Source organism: Limimaricola pyoseonensis (assembly GCF_900102015.1).
GTDB lineage: Bacteria > Pseudomonadota > Alphaproteobacteria > Rhodobacterales > Rhodobacteraceae > Limimaricola > Limimaricola pyoseonensis.
In genome coordinates this window covers 187,038-204,643 of the sequence record NZ_FNAT01000003.1, presented here as the reverse complement: position 1 = coordinate 204,643, position 17,606 = coordinate 187,038, and the positions used below count along the sequence as shown (strand labels likewise).

Sequence of the window (17,606 nt, the reverse complement as noted above, 5' to 3'; positions counted from 1 at the left end):
GTCAAGCGAGCGCGGCGCGCGACAACGCCGCCGTGATCAGCGGGCCGGGCAGCGGCATCAGCCGCGCCTGCGCCGTCCACAGCACCGCCGTCTCGACCCGCCGCCCGGGCCAGAGCCGCGCCAGCATCGCCGCATAGGCCCCCATCTGCCGCAATATGCCCTCCGGCGTGTCCTCTGGCCGCTCCGGCACCAGCCGGTTGGTCTTGAAGTCGATCGCCAACACCCGGTCCTCCTCGATCAGCAGCCGGTCGATCGCGCCGTGCAGGCGGCGGTGGCCCAGCTCCGGCAGGTCGGCGGTGATCCCGGCCTCGGCCAGCGCGTCGGCGCGGAACGCCTCGGCGAGGCCGGGCGCGGCGACGAGGCGCAGCGCGTCTTCGAGCAGGGTCTCGGGGTCGTCCAGATCGGCCGCCTCCGCGGCGTTCTCGATCAGGCGGCGGCCCTGCGCCTCGCGGTCCTCAGGCGGCAGGGCGGGCAGATGTTCGAGCAGCAGGTGCATCAGCGTGCCGCGCGCCCGCGCCGCCTCGCCGTCGCCCTCCTCGGCGTCGCCCGGCAGCACCTTGGCGCCGCCGAGATCGGAGGGCGAGAGCGGTCCGGTGGCGGCCTCCCACGCGTCGACGGCCGGGTAGTCCGGCGCGGCGGGCAGGGCGGCGGCGGCGGCGCGGCCGGGCAGAAGATCGCCGCAGGCCCAGTCCGCATGCGCGTAGCGCAGCCCGTCGCCGCCGGGCATCGGCGCGGTTTCCGCGCCCGCGCCGCGCAGGCCCTCGGCCACCATGGCGTGCCAGCTGTCGCCGCCCGTCCCGACATCGCCCGCCGCGCAGGTGATCAGCCAGCTTTCGGCCCGGGTCATCGCCACGTAGAGCAGCCGCCGCCGCTCGCGCTCCTGCTTGTCGATCAGCCCGTCGCGCAGATCCAAGAGCGGCTCGGGCATGTCGTCCTTGGCCCCGGCCCAGAGCGGCATCCCGCCCGCGTCGTAGAGCTTCTCGCGCACATCGACCCGGCGCTTGGCGGTGTCGGGCAGGAAGACGATCGGCGCCTCGAGACCCTTGGCGCCATGCACCGACATCACGCGCAGCCGGTCGCCCGCCGCCTCGGCCTGCCGCTTGATCTCGAGATCGTCGGTCTCCATCCATTCGAGGAAGCCGGTCAGCCCCGGCACCTCGGTCTGCTCGTAGCCCAGAGCCTGTGACAGCAGCGCGTCGATGCCGTCCTCGGCCTCGGGCCCGAGCCGCGCCAGCAGGCGGCGGCGACCGTCATGGCGCACCAGCAGGCGGTTGATCAGGTCGTAGGGCCGCAGGAAGTCGGCCTGGCGGCGCATGTCGTCGATCACCGCCATGGTCTCGGGGTAGCGCTCTCGGGCGTCCCTGAGCCGCGGCCAGAGATGGCCGGGGCGGCCCTGCGCGAGGGCGTAGAGCGCGCGCTCGTCCCAGCCCAGAAGCGGCGAGCGCAGCGCGCAGGCGAGCGACAGGTCGTCCTCGGGCAGGGCGAGGAAGCGCAGGAAGGCGGCGATGTCCTTCACCGCCAGCTCGCCGCCGACCTTGAGCCGGTCGGCCCCGGCGACGTTCAGCCCGCGCGCCTTGCAGGCGCGGATGATCTCGGAAAACAGCGGCGAGCGGCGCTGCACGAGGATCAGCACGTCGCCCTCGCTCACCGGGCGGCGGTCGTAGACGCCGGAATGGCCGCGTTCGACCGGGATCGTCTCCTCGGCCTTCATCCGCACGATCTCGTCGGCGATGCGGCGGGCCAGAACCACGCTCGGGTCGGTCTCGCCGATGCGGTCGACGGGGGCGGTCCAGTCGACCTCCTCCTCCTCGGTCTCGGGCTTCTCGACCGGCGGCCAGAGATCGACCCGGCCGGGCATCCGGTCCTTGAAGGCGCGGTGCGGCACCTCCTGCCCGAGCCCCTCGCGATGCGGGCCGACGAAAGTGGCATCGACGGCGCGCAGGATCGCCTCTGAGGAGCGGAAGGAATGCTCGAGATCGAGCCGGTTCAGACCCGATCCGGCGGCCTCGAGCCGGGTGCGGAAATGCTCCTGCATCCGGTCGAAGCCCTCGGGATCGGCCCCCTGGAAGGAGTAGATCGACTGCTTCTTGTCGCCGACCACGAAGATGGTGCGGTTGCGCTCGGGCTGCGCGCCTTCGCCCGAGGCGAATTCCTGCGCCAGCCGCTCGATCACCGCCCATTGCGAGGGCGAGGTGTCCTGCGCCTCGTCGACGAGGATGTGGTCGATGCCGCCGTCGAGCCGGAACAGCACCCATTGCGCCACCGCAGGGTCCGTCAGCAGCTGCCGCGCCTTGGCGATCAAATCGTCGAAGTCGAGCATGCCGCGCAGGAGCTTGCGGGTCTCGTAGGCGGGCACGAAGACGCGGGCGAAGGCGTCGAGCGTGCGGGTCCGCTCCATCGCGGCGAGCGCGAGGCGGGTGGCGCGGCCCTCGGCGATCTTGGCCATCAGGTCGTTCAGCCGCTCGGTCAGCGCCGGGTCGGCCTCGCGCAGCGCCTTGGTCGGGAACTTGTCGATCTTGGCGGCGAAGGGCGCGGCGGCCGAGGCGCCGAACAGGAACAGGTTCTCGAGCACGCCGAGCATGTCGCCGTCGGGCGTGGCGTCGAGGTTCAGCGCGTCGAGCTTGTCGGCGGCGGTGGCGTCGGACTTGCCGCCGCGGCGCAGGTGCCTGCGAAGTGCGGCGACCAGCTCCAGCTCGTCCGGGTCGAGGCAGATCTCGTAGTAGTCGCGCAGCGTCATGCCCCGCGGCACGTCGAACCACTGCGCCATGGCGTCGGGGTCGGGCGCGGCGAGGTAGCTTTCGCGCCGCGCCGCGATCTCGGCCAGAAGCGGGTCGAGATCGCCCTCTGGCGCGATCAGCGCCAGCGCGTCGACGAGGTGCCGCTCCGGCCCCTCGGACATCGCGTCCACGACCTCGGCGCGCAGGAGCTGTGCCGCGCGATCCTCCATCTCAGTGAATTGCGGCGAGACGCGCGCCTCGAGCGGGAAGCGGCGCAGGAGGCCGGCGCAGAAGGAGTGGATGGTCTGGATGCGCAGCCCGCCCGGCGTCTCGATTGCGCGGGCGAAGAGCGTGCGGGCCGAGCGCAGCGAGATGGCCTGCGGCGTGCCGAGCCGCTCGAGCGCGTCGCGCAGCGCCCGGTCCTCCATCATCGCCCATTCGCCCAGGCGCCTAAACAGCCGGTTCTGCATCTCCGACGCGGCGGCCTTGGTGTAGGTCAGGCACAGGATGTTCTGCGGGTCGGTGCCGTCCAGAAGCAGCCGCGCCACCCGGTCGGTGAGCACGCGGGTCTTGCCCGAGCCGGCATTGGCCGAGAGCCATGTCGAGTTGGCGGGGTCGGCGGCCTGGACCTGGCGCTCGGTGGCGGCGTCGCGGATCATCCGACCTCCTCGGGGCTGACTTCAGTGGAGAGATCCCACTCGCCGAAGCGGGCGAGGTGGTCGTAATCGCCCATCGCCGCCGTGGTCTCGACCGCCATGCGCGAGGAATAGCCGCGCTCGGGATCCTGCCAGCGGGCGATCAGGTCGCGGAGCTGGCCCCAGACCACCTCGGGCGGGGCCTCGTTCAGCGGCGCGGGCACGATCTTGCCGCCGCCCGAGAGGCCGATATAGGCGGCCTCGGCCACCGGCTGCGCCCCGGCCTCGGCAAAGCCGCCGCGCTGGGCCATCGCAGCCTCGAGCAGGAGCTGCTTCTCGAACACCTTCTGCGACTTGGCGCTGGGCGGCGCGCCGGTCTTGTAGTCGTAGAGCCTGAGCCCGTCGGGCCCCTCGTCGATCCGGTCGGCCTGCGCGGTCAGCGTGAAGCCGAGATCGGTCATCTCCGACGCGCCGTCGATCTCGAACCAGCGCGGCGTGGCGGCCTGCTGGCGGGCGGCCTCGGTCAGCAGGAACCAGTCACTGATGCGGGCGATCCGGGCGATCCAGAGCCGGCGCACGGTGGGCCAGGGGCAATGCTCGTCCAGCACCCGTTCCGCCACCGCCAGCAGCCGCTGCTTGGCGGCCGGATCGGTCGGCGCGATGCAGTCCTTCAGGAACAGCTCGAACACCTTGTGCAGGGTCGTGCCGCGCAGCGGCGCGTCGGGCTGCGGCGTCAGCGGGTCGAGCGGGCGCAGCCGCAGCACGTTGCGGGCGTAGATCGCGTAAGGATCGCGGATCAGCGTGCGGATCGCGGTGACGGAGAGCCGGCCGGGCCGGGCCTTCAAGGGCGGGCGCGGCGAGGGGCGCGGCGCGGCGGGCAGGCGGTGCTCGGGCAGGGCGAGCGCGGTGGCGCGGCCGAGCCACTCGGCGCCGCGCGCCTTCATCGCCGCCAGCGCCTCGGGGCCGTTCTGATCGGGCAGACCCGACAGCAGGTTGGTCAGGCGGTTGATCCAGCGCGAGGGCACGGTTTCCGCGTCCGACGAGCGGGTCGAGCGGGTGATCCAGACCTCGGCCCCGGCGACCGCCTGCTGGTAGTCATGCGCCGAGAGGCCGATCTTGCGCTCGGGCAGCAGGAGGCCCGCCTGCGCGCGCATCCGGCGGTTGAGCCAGGGGTCGGCGGGCGGCGCCTCGGGCCATGAGCCCTCGTTCATCGAGGCGAGGATCGTCAGGTCGGCGCCCTGCACCCGCGCCTCGAGCGTGCCGCGCACCAGCACCTGCGGGTGGCCGTCATCGGGGCGGCGAACCTCTTCCTTGCGCAGCACGCCGAGGAAGAGCGAGCGGTAATCGGCGGTGTGCATCTCGCCGGCCGCGTCGGCGTGCTCGGCCAGCCGGTCGCAGACCAGTTTCGCGCTTCGGCCCGCCGCCTCGTCCCAGAGCCCGCCCGTGCCCTCGATGCCCGGCCCGGCGGCGAGGCACTGTGCCAGCTTCAGATGCGCGTCGAGATGCTCGATGAGGCTTTGCGTGCCCGGTTTTGGCACGAGGTCGAGCGCGGCGCAGAGCCAGTCGGCCCAGGCCATGCGGCCCGTGTCATGCTCGCCGGTCTTCTCGGCCCAGCCGCGCAGCAGCCGGGCGTCGGGGTAGGCGGCGCCGGCGCGGCGCAGCGCCAGTTCCAGCTCGCGGGTGCGCAGCAGATGCGGGCCGCGGTCGCGCCCCGAATGGCAGAGCGGGTGCTTGAGCAGCGACAGGATCGCCTTGGGCTGCGGATGCTCGCCCATCGCCTCGGCCACCAGCCGCAGGAAGCGGCCCGGCGGCGTCAGCGGCAGCGGCACGCCGGCGCTGTCGTCGGCCACGAGGCCCCAGCGGTCGAGCGCGCCCTCGACCTGACGGGTCAGCATCCGGTCGGGGGTGACGAGCGCGACGGTGCGGCCCTCCTCGACGGCGGCGCGCATCCTGAGCGCGATGGTCTCGGCCTCCATCCGCGGCGAGGGCGCCTCGAGCAGCGTCAGACCGGCGGTGGCCGGCGTCAGGTCGCCCAGCGTCGGCCCCTCGTCGCGCCACTGGTCGGTGACGGGGGCGGGGCGCAGCGACAACGAGACCAGCCGGTTGCGCTCGGGCGAGGGGGGCGCGGCGTCGTGCCAGCGGCGCAGGTCGGCGGCCTCCATCTCCAAAAGCCGCAGGATGTTGCGGAAGCGGAACTGCGGGTGGTCCTCTGCGGCGAGCGCCTCGTCGAGCCGCTCCCAGACCTCCTGCGGCTGGTCGAAATCGACGCCGGGCAGCACCACGGCGCCCATCTCCTGCCGCGCCACGGCCTGCAGGAACAGCGCGGTGGCCCCGCGCGAGCCGGTGGAGCCCGCGACGATCACCGGGTCGGCGGGCGGCGTCTCGGCCCATGTCTCGACCAGCCGCTCCACCGCCAGGCGCTGCCGCGCCTCGCGGTCGGGGGCGGCGTCAGGGCCGAACCAGCGATTGACGATGTTGAGGAACTGCAGCGAGCGCGCCCAGTGGCCCGACAGGTCCGTGACGTCGAGCGCCGCGATGTCGTCGGGCGTCACGCCTTCGCCCTGCATCTCGTCCATCAGCCCGGCGAGGCTGTCCGACAGGTCGTAGAGCGCGGCGCGGGGCGCCAGCTCGGGCTGCGCCTCGATCAGCCGCGACACCAGCTGCGTCAGCTCCAGCCGGCGGCGCAGCGGCGAGACCGGCAGCGGCAGCTCCGGGCCCATCGGGTCGAGCGAGAGGTCGGTGATGAGCTTCAGCTTCGGCAGCAGGGTCGGCGGCCCGGCGTCGAAGGCCTCGCGCACGCGGCGGCGCATGCGGTTGGTGTTGAGGTAGAGCGTGACCCGCGCCATCGCCTCGGGCGGGCGGTCCTGCATGCGGGCGCGCAGACCCGCGACCAGCCCGTGGGCGAAATCGACGCCGCAGGGCAGGGCGTAGAGATGCGGGGTTTCCGCGTCAGAGAACATGGTCGTCCCGAAGCATGGTCTCGGCCAGCGGGATGCAGTCGGGCCGGCCGACATCGCACCAGCGCCCGTCATGCACCACGCCGTAGAGCCGTCCGCGCGCGGCGATGTCGTTCCACAGCAGGTTCAGCGAGAAGGCCTGCTCGGGGATCGCGTCGAGCCCGTCGGGCACCACGATCTGCGCGCCGGAATAGACGTAGCCGGGCCCGCGCGAGAGCCGCCCCTCGGCGTCGAGCAGGAAGTCGCCCTGACCATTGTGCGCCAGCGCGTCCTCGCGGTGCAGAAGCAGCAGCAGCGCTTCCATGCGCGACGGATCCCAGGCGCGTTTCAGGGTCGAAAGTGGGTTCGGGCCGGACCAGATCGCGTCGGAGTTCAGCGTGAAGACCGGGCCGGGGCCGAGCAGCGGCCGGGCCTTCCTGAGCCCGCCGCCGGTTTCGAGCAGGTGGTCGGTCTCGTCCGAGAGCACCACGTCGCGGCCGGCGAGGTGGTCGCGCAGCATCTCGCCGCGATGGTGCAGGTTCACGACGCGGGTGAGCGGCATCAGCGGCTCGGTCAGCTCCAGCGCGTGGTCGATCAGCGGCTTGCCGGCCACCTCGACGAGCGGCTTGGGGCGCTGGGCGGTGAGCGCGCCCATGCGCTTGCCGAGGCCGGCGGCGAAGATCATCACGGCGTTGGGGCTCATGCGGGGGCGTCCTGCGGTTCGGGAATGGCGGCGGCGGCGCGGGCGAGGGGGGCCAGCGCCGGGTGCGAGAGGTCGTCGCGGATCTGGCCCCAGACGCGGGGCATCAGCGCGAGGTAGCGGGTCTTGCCGTCGCGCCGGGCGAGCCGGGCGAAGATGCCGAGGATGCGCAGGTTGCGCTGCACGCCCAGCGCGGCGCAGGCGGTGGCCACGGCGGCGCGGTCGCGGCCCGAAGCGGCGGCGAAGCGGGCGATCATCGCGTGGCGCAGCGCGTCGGGCACGTCGCGGCGGGCATCGCGCAAAAGCGAGACGAGGTCGTATTCCGGCGGCGCCAGAACCGCGTCCTGGAAGTCGAGCAGGCCGATCCTGTCGGTGCCCGCGCGCTCGGGCCGCCAGATCAGGTTCTCGGCGTGGTAGTCCCTGAGCGCCAGCCGGTCGGCCACGGGGGCGTGGCGGGCGAGCGTGTCGTGCAGGGCGCCGGTCAGCGGTTCGGGGTCGAGGCCGGGGGCGTACCATTCCCACAGCGGCGCGATCATGCCCGCCGCGTGGTCGGGGGTCAGCGCCGTCAGCCCCTCGGGCGGGGCGGCGGATTGCAGGCGGGCCAGCACGTCGATCGCCGTCTCGTAGGGGGCGGCGTCGGCGGGGTGGCGCGCGGCCCATTGCGCGACCTGCGTGGTGCCGAGATCCTCGATCGCGGCGAGGCCGGCGTCGCGGTCGAGCGCGATGATGCGCGGCGGGCAGAGGCCGAGGGCGGCGAGATGCCCGGCCAGCGCCACGAAGGCGTCGAGCGCGGCGCGCTGGTCGGGCGGGCAGATCATCAGGATCAGGGTCGATCCGTCGGGCGCGGCCAGCCGCTCGTAGCGGCGCGACGAGGCGTCGCCGGCGAGCGGCGCGCGGGCATGGTCCGACAGGCCGTGCCGGGCGAGGAAGGCATCGATCTCAGGCAAGGAGCGGCTCCAGCCTTTCGCGCCACGCTTCCGGGCCGGAGAGCGTCACGCGGTGGCCGTCATTCGTGGCAGCGAAGTCGAGCGACAGCGCTTCGGGCGGGGCCATGTCGCCCATGCGGTCGGGCCATTCGATCAGACAGATGGCGCGGCCCATCGCCTCCTCGAGCCCCAGCTCGAGCAGCTCGAACGGGTCCGACAGGCGGTAGAGGTCGCAATGCCAGATCTCGGCCTCAGGGCCCTCGTAGCTCTGCACCAGAGTGAAGGTGGGCGAGGGCACGTCCTCGTCGGGGTTGCCGAGCCGGGCGCGGATCAGCGCGCGGGCGAAGAAGCTCTTGCCGGCGCCGATCGGCCCCGACAGCAGCAGCGTGTCGCCCGCGCGCAGCAACGGCGCCATCGCCGTGGCGAAGGCGTGGCTGCGCGATTCGTCTGGGAGCGGGATCGGACCGGCGGTGAACTGCATGGCCGCACCCTAGGCGCTGGGCCGTGCGTCGCAAGCCGAAACGCGGCGGCGGGGCGCGACCGGCGGCGCGCCGCGCCGTCAGCCATGCCGCGCCGCGGCCGGGCCGGTGCCGGTGTCGTCCGTCCCGGCCGCGTCGGCGGCCTCGGCCTCGACCGGCGGGGCGGCGCGGGGGCGGCCGGGCCCGTCGAGCGTGAACTTCACCAGCGTCATGCCGCCGGCCAGCGGCGCGAAATGGCCGCTCAGCCCGCGCCCGTCGGTCAGCCGCAGCTGGCCCGACCACGCCTCGCGCGGGCCGAAGCGGCCGACGAAGTCGCGCAGCCGGTCGAGCAGCGGCGTCGGCGCGGCGGCGCGGCGCCAGCGGGCCAGCTCCTCGGCGATGCCGGCGCCGTCGGGCGCCTCGCCGGGGCAGCCCCACAGATCGGCATAGGCGCGGTTGTGCATCAGCCGGGTGCCGCTGGCCGAGAACACCACCACCGCGGTGTCGAAGCTGTCGAGCACCGCCTGCGCGGTGTCGATCTCAGCCCGGAAATGCCGGGTGAGCGAGATCTCGGCGCTGATGTCCTCGAACAGGAAGGCCACCGCCCCGTCGGGATGCGGCCGGCCGGTGACCTTGTAGGTCTGGCCGCCCGGCAGCGCCCAGGTCTCGCAATAGGTGCCGCGGCTGGCCTGCGCCTCGAGCGCGGCGAGCTGCTCGCGCCAGCTGGCGTAATCCTTGGGCTCGGGCAGCATGTTGCGGTCGCGCAGCCGGTCGAGCACGGTCTGGATCTGCGGCCGCGAGCTGAGGAAGGCGACCGGCAGGCCGGTCAGGTCCAGCAGCGCCGGGTTGAACATCACCAGCTTGCGCTGGCGGTCGAAGATCGCCAGCCCGATCGAGAGCTGCGCGAAGGTCTTGGTCAGGGTCTGCACGAAGTTGCGGCGGGCCTGCTCGGCCTCGACCAGCTCGGTGACGTCGAGCGCGAAGCAGACCTCCTCGCCGCCGCGCCTGAGCCGCGTGATCTCGTAATTGCGGCGGCGCGGCGCGCCGGGCAGGACCAGTGCGACCCGGCGCCGCTCTGGCCGCTCCTCGGCCGGGCTGTCCTCGGCCGGGAAGAGCGCGGGCGGCGGCCAGCGGCCGACCGCGTCCGGCGCGCTGCGCCGCACCAGCCCCAGATAGGCGCCGTTGGCCCAGATCACCCGGCCCTCCGGCGTCTGTTTCCAGATCAGCTGCGGCGCGCAGTCGCCGATGCTGCGCAGCGTGGCGAGCTCGTCGCACAGCGCTTCGAAGGCGAGCCGGTCGACCGGCGGCGCCTTGCCGCCGGGGGCCAGCGTCAGGCGGGTCAGCCCCTCCCAGTGCTCGACCATGATCGCGCCGAGCCCGTCGCGGCCGGGCAGGCGGAACTCGCCGTCGCCCTGCGCCGCGGCGAGCCGCGCCGTGAGGCCGGGAAAGCGGTATTCGAGCAGCTGCGCCAGACGATCGCGATCGGCGCCGCCCGGCACCTGCTCGACCAGGCGCCGCCCGGCCGGGCTGGCATCGACCAGCGCGGTGCCGTCGAAGAGAAACACGCTTTTGGGCTCGCGGGCGGCGCGGCGGCGGCGCAGGGGCCAGGCCGCCAGCATCACGATCAGCGCCGCCGAGGCGGAGGAGGCCAGCAGCACCAGCACGAGAACGGAAAGGGGCGGAAACGGCATGGGCACAACAGCGGAAAGGCCCGCCTCGTTGGCGGGCCCGGCCAGATTGCGCCGGAATTCTTAACCGCTTCTTAACCGAACGGGCAGGGTCGGGCCTTCTCCGTTCAGGCCCGTTCAGGGCAGGATCGGCCGGTTCGGCGCGGCGCCGGTCTCGGCCGGGGCGATCGCCTGTCGCGGCCATTCGACCGTGACGATGGCGCCGCCCGCCGCCGCGCCGGTGGCGCGCAGCCGTTCGCCGCCATTGGCGAAGCTCAGCTCCGCGCCCGAGCGTTCGAGCAGCGTCTTGGCGATGAACAGCCCCAGCCCCATGCCCTCGTAGCCCGGCCGGCGGCGCGAGCGCAGGAAGGGGTTGCCGATGCGCTGGATCGCGCCGGGCGGGAAGCCCGGCCCGTCATCCTCGATCGTCACCCGCACGCTGGTCGGGCTCCAGCTGAGGTCGATCTCGACCCGGCTCTCGGAGAAGTCGACCGCGTTCTGGATCAGGTTGCGCAGCCCGTGCACCACCTCGGGGCGGCGGCGGATCACCGGCTGGCTGCCGTTCTCGCCGTCCTCGCCCTCGGCGCCGACCGCGAAGAGCACCTCGCGGCCGCGCGCCAGATGCGGCTCGGCCGCCTCGCGCACCACCGCCTCGAGCGGCGCGCTGCGCATGTGGGTGTCCTCCTTGCCGGCCCGGCCCATCGAGCGCAGGATGTCGCGGCAGCGCACCGCCTGCGCCCGGATCAGCGCCGCATCCTCGGCCAGCTCGGGCTGGCCGGCCAGCTCGTCGGCCAGCTCGGAGGCGGTCAGGGTGATGGTCGCGAGCGGCGTGCCCAGCTCGTGCGCGGCGGCCGCCACCACGCCGCCCAGGTCGGTCAGCTTCTGCTCGCGCGCCAGCGCCAGCTGCGTGGCGGCCAGCGCCTCGCCCATCGCCTGCATCTCGAGCGTCACCCGCCGCACGTAGAGCGCGATGAAGACGATGCCGATCGACAGCGCCAGCCAGAAGCCGAACAGCGCCAGCTTCGGCAGCACCAGCGGGAAGCCGTCGGGCGACATGATCACCATGTGCCAGCGCCACAGCAGCGCCACCGCCCCGAGCGCCAGCCCCGAGACCAGCACCACCCCGGTCAGCCGCAGCATGGTCGCGGCGATGGTGACCGGGGCGAGGATCAGCACCGCGAAGGGGTTGTGCAGCCCGCCGGTCAGCCACAGCAGGATTGCCAGCTGCAGGATGTCGAAGACCAGCATCGCCACCGCCTCGCCCTCGCTCAGCCGGCGGGTCTCTGGCAGCAGGAAGGCGGTGAGCAGGTTCGCGAGCACCGCCGCGCCGATGTTGATCGCCACCGGGCCGGTCGGGAAGACGAGGCCGTAGACCAGTACCGCCACCACCGCCGCGCCGGTCTGCCCGGCCACCGCCACCCAGCGCAGCAGGATCAGCGTCTTGAGCCGCACCCGGCTGGAGCGGCTGCGGCCCTGCAGCATCGCCAGTTCGCTATCAGCCACGTGATCGGCCCCGTCTTGTGCGTCAATCCGGGACATTGTTAGTCCCGGCCCGGCGCGCCATCAATGCGGCGCGCCGTCATCTCGGAGACACCCATGCAACGCTCGATCGCCATCGCCGCCGCCGGTGCCGTCGCCGTCATCGTCGGCGGGGCGCTGGTCGCCACCACCATCCTCGCCCCCGCCGACCGGCTCGCCGCCTGCCGGCAGGGCAACGTCGCGGGCGGTTTCGACCGGCTGGGCGGCCCCTTCACCCTGGTCGACGGCAGCGGTGCCACCGTGACCGACGCCGACGTGATCACCGAGCCGAGCCTGGTCTATTTCGGCTACACCTCCTGCCCCGATGTCTGCCCGGTCGACAACGCCCGCAACGCGGCGGCCGTGGACGTGCTGGAGGAGGATCACGGCATCGCCGCGCAGCCGGTCTTCATCACCATCGACCCGGCGCGCGACACGCCCGAGGTGATGGGCGACTACGCCCGCAACATGCATCCGCGCATGGTCGGCCTGTCGGGCAGCGAGGAGCAGGTCGCCGCCGCCGCCAAGGCCTATTCGACCTACTACGCCAAGTCGGGCGACGACCCGGACTACTACCTGATGGACCACCAGACCATGACCTACCTGGCGCTGCCGGGGCAGGGCACGGTCGAGTTCTTCGGCCGCGACGACGGCCCCGAGGAAGTGGCCGAGCGCACCGCCTGCCTGGTGGCTGCGGCAAGCTGACCGGTTTGACGCCAGGGCGGGCGACGCTAATTCTGTGCGCGACTGCACGAGGAGAGCGAGATGAACGCCGAGGCCATCGATCTGGGGCCCGACCCCAGCCTGCTTCTGGTCGATGACGACGAGGCCTTCCTGCGGCGGCTGGGCAAGGCGATGGAGAAGCGCGGCTTCGCGGTGACGCTGGCCGGCACGGTCGAGGAGGGGCGGCGCATCGCGCTGCAGTCGCCGCCGGCCTACGCGGTGGTCGACCTGCGGCTCGAGGACGGCAACGGGCTCGACGTGGTCGAGGCGCTGCGCGAGAGCCGGCCCGAGGCGCGGATCGTGGTGCTGACCGGCTACGGCGCGATCGCCACGGCGGTGGCGGCGGTGAAGATCGGCGCGACCGACTACCTGTCGAAGCCCGCCGACGCCACCGAGGTGACGCAGGCGCTGCTGGCGCATGGCGACGCGCTGCCGCCACCGCCCGAGAACCCGATGAGCGCCGACCGGGTGCGCTGGGAGCACATCCAGCGGGTCTACGAGCTGTGCGAGCGCAACGTCAGCGAAACCGCCCGCCGGCTCGGCATGCACCGCCGCACGCTGCAGCGCATCCTCGCCAAGCGCAGCCCGCGCTGAAGGGTGGTCACATGAAAAAAGGGCGCGCCCGACGGGCGCGCCCTTCTTCATGCCGGCCCTTCTATGTGGCCTGCCGTTCGGCCCAGCCCGCGAAGGTCCGCTCCAGCGCGACGACCGCGTAGTAGAGCGCGATGCCGAGCACCGCGAGCGCGATCAGCACCGCGAACATCAGCGGGTAGTTGGAATTGGTCTGCCCCGACAGGAACAGCGCTCCCAGCCCCCGCCCGTGCGGCGAGACGATCTCGACGAGGTTGGTGCCGATGAAGGCCAGCGTCACCGAGACCTTCAGAGCGCCGAAGAACTCGGGCAGGGTCTTGGGCAGGGCGATCTTGCGGAAGATGGTGAAGCGGCTGGCGCCGAGCGAGCGCAGGATGTCGCGGTATTCCGGCTCCAGCGTCGACAGGCCGATGCCGACCGAGACCGCGATCGGGAAGAACGAGATCAGGAAGGCCATCATCACGGTGTTGAAGTCGTGCTGGCCGATGAACAGAAGCGCCAGCACCGGCACCAGAGTCGCCTTGGGGATGGCGTTGAAGCCCACCAGCAGCGGGTAGAGCGCGTCGCGCATGACCCGCGAGAAGCCCATGATCATGCCCAGAAGCAGCCCGAACACCACCGCGAGCGCCAGCCCCGCCACGGTGCGCCACAGCGTCTGCCACGCCCCCACGAGGAACAGCTCCCAGAACTGCGCATAGGCCGCCGGCAGGTCCGAGGGCGAGGCCATGACGTAGTTGGGCCAGCCGTTGATCCGCACCAGCGCCTCCCAGACCGCGAGGAAGGCGGCGATGGCCGCGACCGGCACGGCGATCCTGCGCAGGCTCTCCATCACGCGGCCTCCGGGGCGCGCCCTTGGGCGATCTTGATCTGGTCGCGCAGGGTGTGGAGCATGTCGGCCGCCTTCTGGGTGTAGAGCACGTCGATGGTCCGGTCCTGCGGCAGGTCGACGTTCAGGATGTGCTGCGTGCGCGCCGGCCGGCCCGACAGCACCACCACCTGGTCGCCCAAAAAGACGCTCTCGCGCAGGTCATGGGTGATCAGCACGGCGGTGAAGGGCTCCTTGGCGCGCAGGTCGCGCATGGTCTGCCACAGATCCTCGCGGGTGAAGTTGTCGAGCGCGCCGAAGGGCTCGTCCATGATCAGCACGTCGGGCTTGTGCACGATGGCGCGGCACAGCGAGGCGCGCTGGCGCATGCCGCCCGACAGCTCGGAGGGGCGCTTGGCCTCGAAGCCCTCGAGCCCGACCATCTCCAGAAGCGCCTCGGCCCGCGCGACGCGGTCGCGCCGCGGCATCGCGGGCGCGACGATCTCGAGCGGCAGGATCACGTTGTCGAGGATCGAGCGCCATTCGAGCAGGACGGGGTTCTGGAACGCCATGCCCACCGTCTTGCGCGGGCTGGTCACCTTCTCGCCGTCGAGCCAGACCTCGCCGGCATCGGGCTTCATCAGCCCGGCCACCAGCCGGGTGAGGGTGGACTTGCCGCAGCCCGAAGGGCCGACCACGGCGCAGAATTCGCCCTTGGGCACCGAGATGTCGAGCCCGTCGAGCACCGGCAGGGGCCCGGCCCCGGTCTGGTAGGCGTGTCGCACGCCCCTGATTTCTATGAGATTGTCCATCTTATACGCCGCCGTGGCGGGGGCCGGGCGCGGGCCCGGCACCCGGCCTTGTCACTTCAGCATCAGCACGTCGCCCTCGGGCAGGTAGCTGTCGTCGAAGAACGCCGCCGCGTCGGGCTCGTTCTGGAACTCGTAGACCGTCCTGGTCTGCTCGATGGCGGCGGCGAAGCGCTCGGGGTCGATGTTGCCCATGCCGTTCTCGCGCACGAAATCGGTCAGGACGTTGTCGTCGATCGACAGCTGCAGGCGGCGCTTCTCGAGATCGGCATCGGCGGCCGGGTTGCGCTTCAGAAGCGCCTCGATCGCGGCGTCGGGGTCGTCGATCGCGGCCTGCCAGCCCTGCGCGATGGCGGTCAGGAAGCCGGTCACCGCCTCGGGGTTGGCCTCGGCGAAGTCGGTGTTGACGATGATCGCGTTGCCGTAGAGGTCGACGCCGTGATCGGCCATCAGGATGACCGAGATGTCGTCCTCGGGCACGCCGAGCCGGATCAGGTTCAGCGTCGAGGAGAAGGAGAAGCCGGTCACGGCGTCCACCTCGCCCTGCGCCAGCATCGGCTCGCGCGTCGGGAAGCCGACCGGCTCGACGGTGATCGCGTCCATGTCGAGGCCGTTCTCGGCCGCGAAGATCGGGAACTGCGCCCAGGCCCCGTCGGGCGGCGGCGCGCCGAGCACGCGGCCCTCGAGATCGGCCGGGGCCGACACGCCCTGGCTCACGCGGCCCACCACCGAGAAGGGCGGCTTGTCGTAGATCATCATCACCGCCGTGACCGGCGCGCCGGGGTTCTGGTCGAGGAAGCGCATCACCGAGTTGATGTCGGCGAAGCCCACCGGGAAGGCGCCGGTCGCGACCTTCGGAATGGCGTCGAGCGAGCCCGCGCCTTCGGTGATCGTGACCTCGAGGCCCTGCGCCTCGAACAGGCCCGCGTCGATGGCGTGGGTGTAGGGGGCGGCGGGGCCCTCGAACTTCCAGTCGAGCGCGAAGGGCATCTCGGTCTGCGCGGAGGCGGCGCCGGCCGCGACAGCGACGGCACCGGCGAAAAGGACGTGTCTTGGTATCATGGTCATTCCCTGCTGGAGCGTTTCTTGTCCAACGGCGCGTCGGCGAGAACCAGTCCTCCGGGCCGATTGATACAGGGATATCCGATACGGGCGCGAAAAGTGAGTGTTTTTTGTGCGCTAGCCTGCGGCTGGTCCCGAAGATTGGGTCGTTTCGGGTCGCGGACTTCGCCGCGATGCCGCGGGCCGAACGGCATGGGCGGCGCCCGTGCGGCGCCGCCCGCGCGGCCTCAGAGGATCTCCGCGAGGAAGACCGCGATCACGCCGAGCGGCGCCACGACGCAGGCCAGCGCCACCCAGAGCCGGGCGCCCAGGCCCGAAAGGCCGAGTTCCTCCACCACGCTCTGGCGGTTCAGGAACCAGCCCACGAAGAGCACCGCGAAGAAGCCGTTGAGCGGCAGCAGGATCTTGCTCGTCAGACCGTCGAGGGCGTCGAACAGGCCGAGATCCACGACCGGCAGCGGCGCGCTCCAGACGTTGAACGACAGAAGCGCCGCGATGCCGAGCGCCCAGCACAGCCCGCCGATCAGCAGCGTCGCGCCGACCCGGCCGAGGCGCGAGCGCTCCTCGGTGAAGGCGACCGCCGGCTCCAGAAGCGAGATCGCCGAGGTCAGCGCGGCGAAGGACAGAAGCAGGAAGAACACGAGGCCCACCAGCGTGCCGCCGACCATCTGGGCGAAGGCGATCGGCAGGGTGACGAAGATCAGCCCCGGCCCGGCGCTGGTCTCGAGGCCGTTGGCGAAGACGATCGGGAAGATCACCAGACCCGCCGCCAGCGCGATCGCCGTGTCGAGCAGGATCACCGTGCCCGCCGCCGACAGCAGGCTGGTGCGCTCGTCGAGATAGGAGCCGTAGGCGATCATCACGCCCGCGCCGACCGACAGGGTGAAGAAGGCCTGGCCCATCGCCGCGATGACGAGCGAGCCGTCGATCCGGCCGAGATCGACGGCGAACATGTAGGACAGCGCCTCGCCGAAATGCCCGGTGGTCGTGCCGTAGATGACGAGCGCGACGATCAGCACCGCGAGAGAGGGCATCAGCAGCCGCACCGCCGCCTCGAGCCCGCCGGTGACGCCGCGTGCGACGATGGCGACGGTCGCGCCCATGAAGACCGAGTGCCACAGAAGCAGCGTCAGCGGGCTGGCCAGCATGGCGTCGAAGGCCGCCTCGACGCCGCCGGCCTCGAGCCCGGTGAAGGCGCCGCGCCCGGCCTCGACGGTGTAGTAGAGCGACCAGCCGCCGACGACGCTGTAGAAGGACAGGATCACCGCGCCGACGATCACCGCGCTGACGCCGAGCCCCACCCAGGCGCCGCTGCGCCCGTTCGCGGCCGAGAGGTCGCGCATGGTGTCGACCGGGTTCTTCTGGCCGCGCCGGCCGATCAGCCATTCGGCCACCAGCACCGGCGCGCCGATCAGCACGATGCAGGCGAGGTAGACCAGCACGAAGGCCGCGCCGCCGCCCTCGCCGACCATGTAGGGAAACTTCCAGATGTTGCCGAGGCCGACCGCCGACCCGGCCGCCGCAAGGACGAAGGTCAGCCGGGAGGCCCAATGTGCGTGGTCTGTCGTCATCGCTGCGCGTCCTTCCGTTGCTGTGGGGTCGGCCCGATCGGGCCGGTCACGACGCGCCTAAGAGCCTCTTGCCGCTTCGGCAAGACAGGTCGGGACAGTTGCGAGGCCTTCGCACCGCCGATCGCCGGTTTCCCGCGCATGCGGCGCGGTGCGGCGAAGTGGGGGGCGGCTCGCCACGGATCGGTCGTGCCGCGATCTCCGCACAGGGCGCTCGCAGCCCTCGGTCCGCGTCGGGCGGGAGGCCGGATTTCGGCGGCGCACAGGCGGCGCGCGTGCCGCCGATGTCGGCGAGGGACATCCGGCGCGCGGGGCAGAGGCGGCTTCCGGGCAAAGAAAAACCCCGGGAAACCGTCGGTTTCCGGGGGTCTTGCGTTTGACGGTGGTGCCGCTGAAGGGACTCGAACCCCCGACCCCATCATTACGAATGACGTGCTCTACCAGCTGAGCTACAGCGGCGCCCGGGCGCCTCTTAGCACCCGGGCGAGGGA

The 17,606-nt window shown here is 72.3% G+C and carries 13 protein-coding genes and 1 tRNA gene; 2 read left to right on the top strand and 12 right to left on the bottom strand.

Going from position 1 to position 17,606, the window contains the following annotated elements; translation table 11 throughout:
- Position 1 precedes the first annotated feature (1 nt).
- The 7 genes from addA to regB all read right to left on the bottom strand — a co-directional run bounded on the left by addA (position 2) and on the right by regB (position 11,542).
- On the bottom strand, positions 2-3,376 hold the full coding sequence (gene addA / locus BLT43_RS08540) for a double-strand break repair helicase AddA (protein WP_090111911.1): 3,375 nt from the start codon (positions 3,374-3,376) through the stop codon (positions 2-4).
- A complete protein-coding gene (gene addB, locus BLT43_RS08535) occupies positions 3,373-6,312 on the bottom strand; it encodes a double-strand break repair protein AddB (RefSeq protein WP_090111909.1) in 2,940 nt (979 codons plus the stop codon). Before addB ends, addA begins: the two co-directional genes overlap by 4 nt.
- Positions 6,302-6,991 carry a nucleotidyltransferase family protein gene (locus tag BLT43_RS08530; RefSeq protein WP_090111906.1) on the bottom strand — a complete coding sequence of 230 codons (690 nt, stop codon included), beginning with the start codon at positions 6,989-6,991 and terminating at the stop codon, positions 6,302-6,304. The genes addB and BLT43_RS08530 overlap by 11 nt, the downstream gene beginning before the upstream one ends.
- The gene (locus BLT43_RS08525; RefSeq protein WP_090111904.1) at positions 6,988-7,935 is read right to left on the bottom strand and encodes an aminoglycoside phosphotransferase family protein; all 948 of its coding nucleotides are present in this window, start codon (positions 7,933-7,935) and stop codon (positions 6,988-6,990) included. Before BLT43_RS08525 ends, BLT43_RS08530 begins: the two co-directional genes overlap by 4 nt.
- Positions 7,928-8,395 (bottom strand): tRNA (adenosine(37)-N6)-threonylcarbamoyltransferase complex ATPase subunit type 1 TsaE, encoded by a 468-nt coding sequence (tsaE, locus tag BLT43_RS08520; RefSeq protein WP_090111902.1) that lies wholly within the window; start codon positions 8,393-8,395, stop codon positions 7,928-7,930. The genes BLT43_RS08525 and tsaE overlap by 8 nt, the downstream gene beginning before the upstream one ends.
- A gap of 78 nt (positions 8,396-8,473) precedes the next feature.
- Positions 8,474-10,063, bottom strand: coding sequence for a PAS-domain containing protein (locus BLT43_RS08515; protein ID WP_090111900.1), 1,590 nt, complete (start codon positions 10,061-10,063; stop codon positions 8,474-8,476).
- Positions 10,064-10,177: 114 nt separating this feature from the next.
- Positions 10,178-11,542, bottom strand: coding sequence for a sensor histidine kinase RegB (gene regB / locus BLT43_RS08510; protein WP_242652251.1), 1,365 nt, complete (start codon positions 11,540-11,542; stop codon positions 10,178-10,180).
- A gap of 93 nt (positions 11,543-11,635) precedes the next feature.
- Here regB and BLT43_RS08505 point away from each other — a divergent pair, with 93 nt between their 5' ends.
- Positions 11,636-12,262: an SCO family protein gene (locus BLT43_RS08505; RefSeq protein ID WP_090112358.1), complete on the top strand. Its 627-nt coding sequence runs from the start codon at positions 11,636-11,638 to the stop codon at positions 12,260-12,262.
- Between the two features lie 60 nt (positions 12,263-12,322).
- The gene (locus BLT43_RS08500; RefSeq protein ID WP_090111896.1) at positions 12,323-12,874 is read left to right on the top strand and encodes an ActR/PrrA/RegA family redox response regulator transcription factor; all 552 of its coding nucleotides are present in this window, start codon (positions 12,323-12,325) and stop codon (positions 12,872-12,874) included.
- 61 nt (positions 12,875-12,935) lie between these two features.
- On the opposite strand, the gene BLT43_RS08495 is transcribed toward BLT43_RS08500, so the two are convergent.
- The 5 genes from BLT43_RS08495 to BLT43_RS08475 form a co-directional block, all read right to left on the bottom strand.
- Positions 12,936-13,700, bottom strand: coding sequence for an ABC transporter permease (locus tag BLT43_RS08495; RefSeq protein ID WP_090111894.1), 765 nt, complete (start codon positions 13,698-13,700; stop codon positions 12,936-12,938).
- Complete coding sequence (locus tag BLT43_RS08490; protein ID WP_090111892.1) at positions 13,700-14,488, bottom strand: ABC transporter ATP-binding protein; 789 nt, start codon at positions 14,486-14,488, stop codon at positions 13,700-13,702. The genes BLT43_RS08495 and BLT43_RS08490 overlap by 1 nt, the downstream gene beginning before the upstream one ends.
- A 51-nt stretch (positions 14,489-14,539) precedes the next feature.
- Positions 14,540-15,547, bottom strand: coding sequence for an ABC transporter substrate-binding protein (locus BLT43_RS08485; protein ID WP_090112357.1), 1,008 nt, complete (start codon positions 15,545-15,547; stop codon positions 14,540-14,542).
- Between the two features lie 227 nt (positions 15,548-15,774).
- Positions 15,775-17,118 carry a sodium-dependent transporter gene (locus BLT43_RS08480; RefSeq protein ID WP_090111890.1) on the bottom strand — a complete coding sequence of 448 codons (1,344 nt, stop codon included), beginning with the start codon at positions 17,116-17,118 and terminating at the stop codon, positions 15,775-15,777.
- A gap of 380 nt (positions 17,119-17,498) precedes the next feature.
- Positions 17,499-17,574: transfer RNA gene (locus BLT43_RS08475), tRNA-Thr, on the bottom strand.
- Positions 17,575-17,606: the final 32 nt, after the last annotated feature.

What these genes read in the sequence shown, in the direction of transcription:
- addA (WP_090111911.1), bottom strand. Translation starts at nt 3,376, where the DNA reads ATGATCCGCGACGCCGCCACCGAGCGCCAGGTCCAGGCCGCCGACCCC.
- addB (WP_090111909.1), bottom strand. Translation starts at nt 6,312, where the DNA reads ATGTTCTCTGACGCGGAAACCCCGCATCTCTACGCCCTGCCCTGCGGC.
- BLT43_RS08530 (WP_090111906.1), bottom strand. Translation starts at nt 6,991, where the DNA reads ATGAGCCCCAACGCCGTGATGATCTTCGCCGCCGGCCTCGGCAAGCGC.
- tsaE (WP_090111902.1), bottom strand. Translation starts at nt 8,395, where the DNA reads ATGCAGTTCACCGCCGGTCCGATCCCGCTCCCAGACGAATCGCGCAGC.
- BLT43_RS08515 (WP_090111900.1), bottom strand. Translation starts at nt 10,063, where the DNA reads ATGCCGTTTCCGCCCCTTTCCGTTCTCGTGCTGGTGCTGCTGGCCTCC.
- BLT43_RS08505 (WP_090112358.1), top strand. Translation starts at nt 11,636, where the DNA reads ATGCAACGCTCGATCGCCATCGCCGCCGCCGGTGCCGTCGCCGTCATC.
- BLT43_RS08500 (WP_090111896.1), top strand. Translation starts at nt 12,323, where the DNA reads ATGAACGCCGAGGCCATCGATCTGGGGCCCGACCCCAGCCTGCTTCTG.
- BLT43_RS08495 (WP_090111894.1), bottom strand. Translation starts at nt 13,700, where the DNA reads ATGGAGAGCCTGCGCAGGATCGCCGTGCCGGTCGCGGCCATCGCCGCC.
- BLT43_RS08490 (WP_090111892.1), bottom strand. Translation starts at nt 14,488, where the DNA reads ATGGACAATCTCATAGAAATCAGGGGCGTGCGACACGCCTACCAGACC.
- BLT43_RS08485 (WP_090112357.1), bottom strand. Translation starts at nt 15,547, where the DNA reads ATGATACCAAGACACGTCCTTTTCGCCGGTGCCGTCGCTGTCGCGGCC.
- BLT43_RS08480 (WP_090111890.1), bottom strand. Translation starts at nt 17,118, where the DNA reads ATGACGACAGACCACGCACATTGGGCCTCCCGGCTGACCTTCGTCCTT.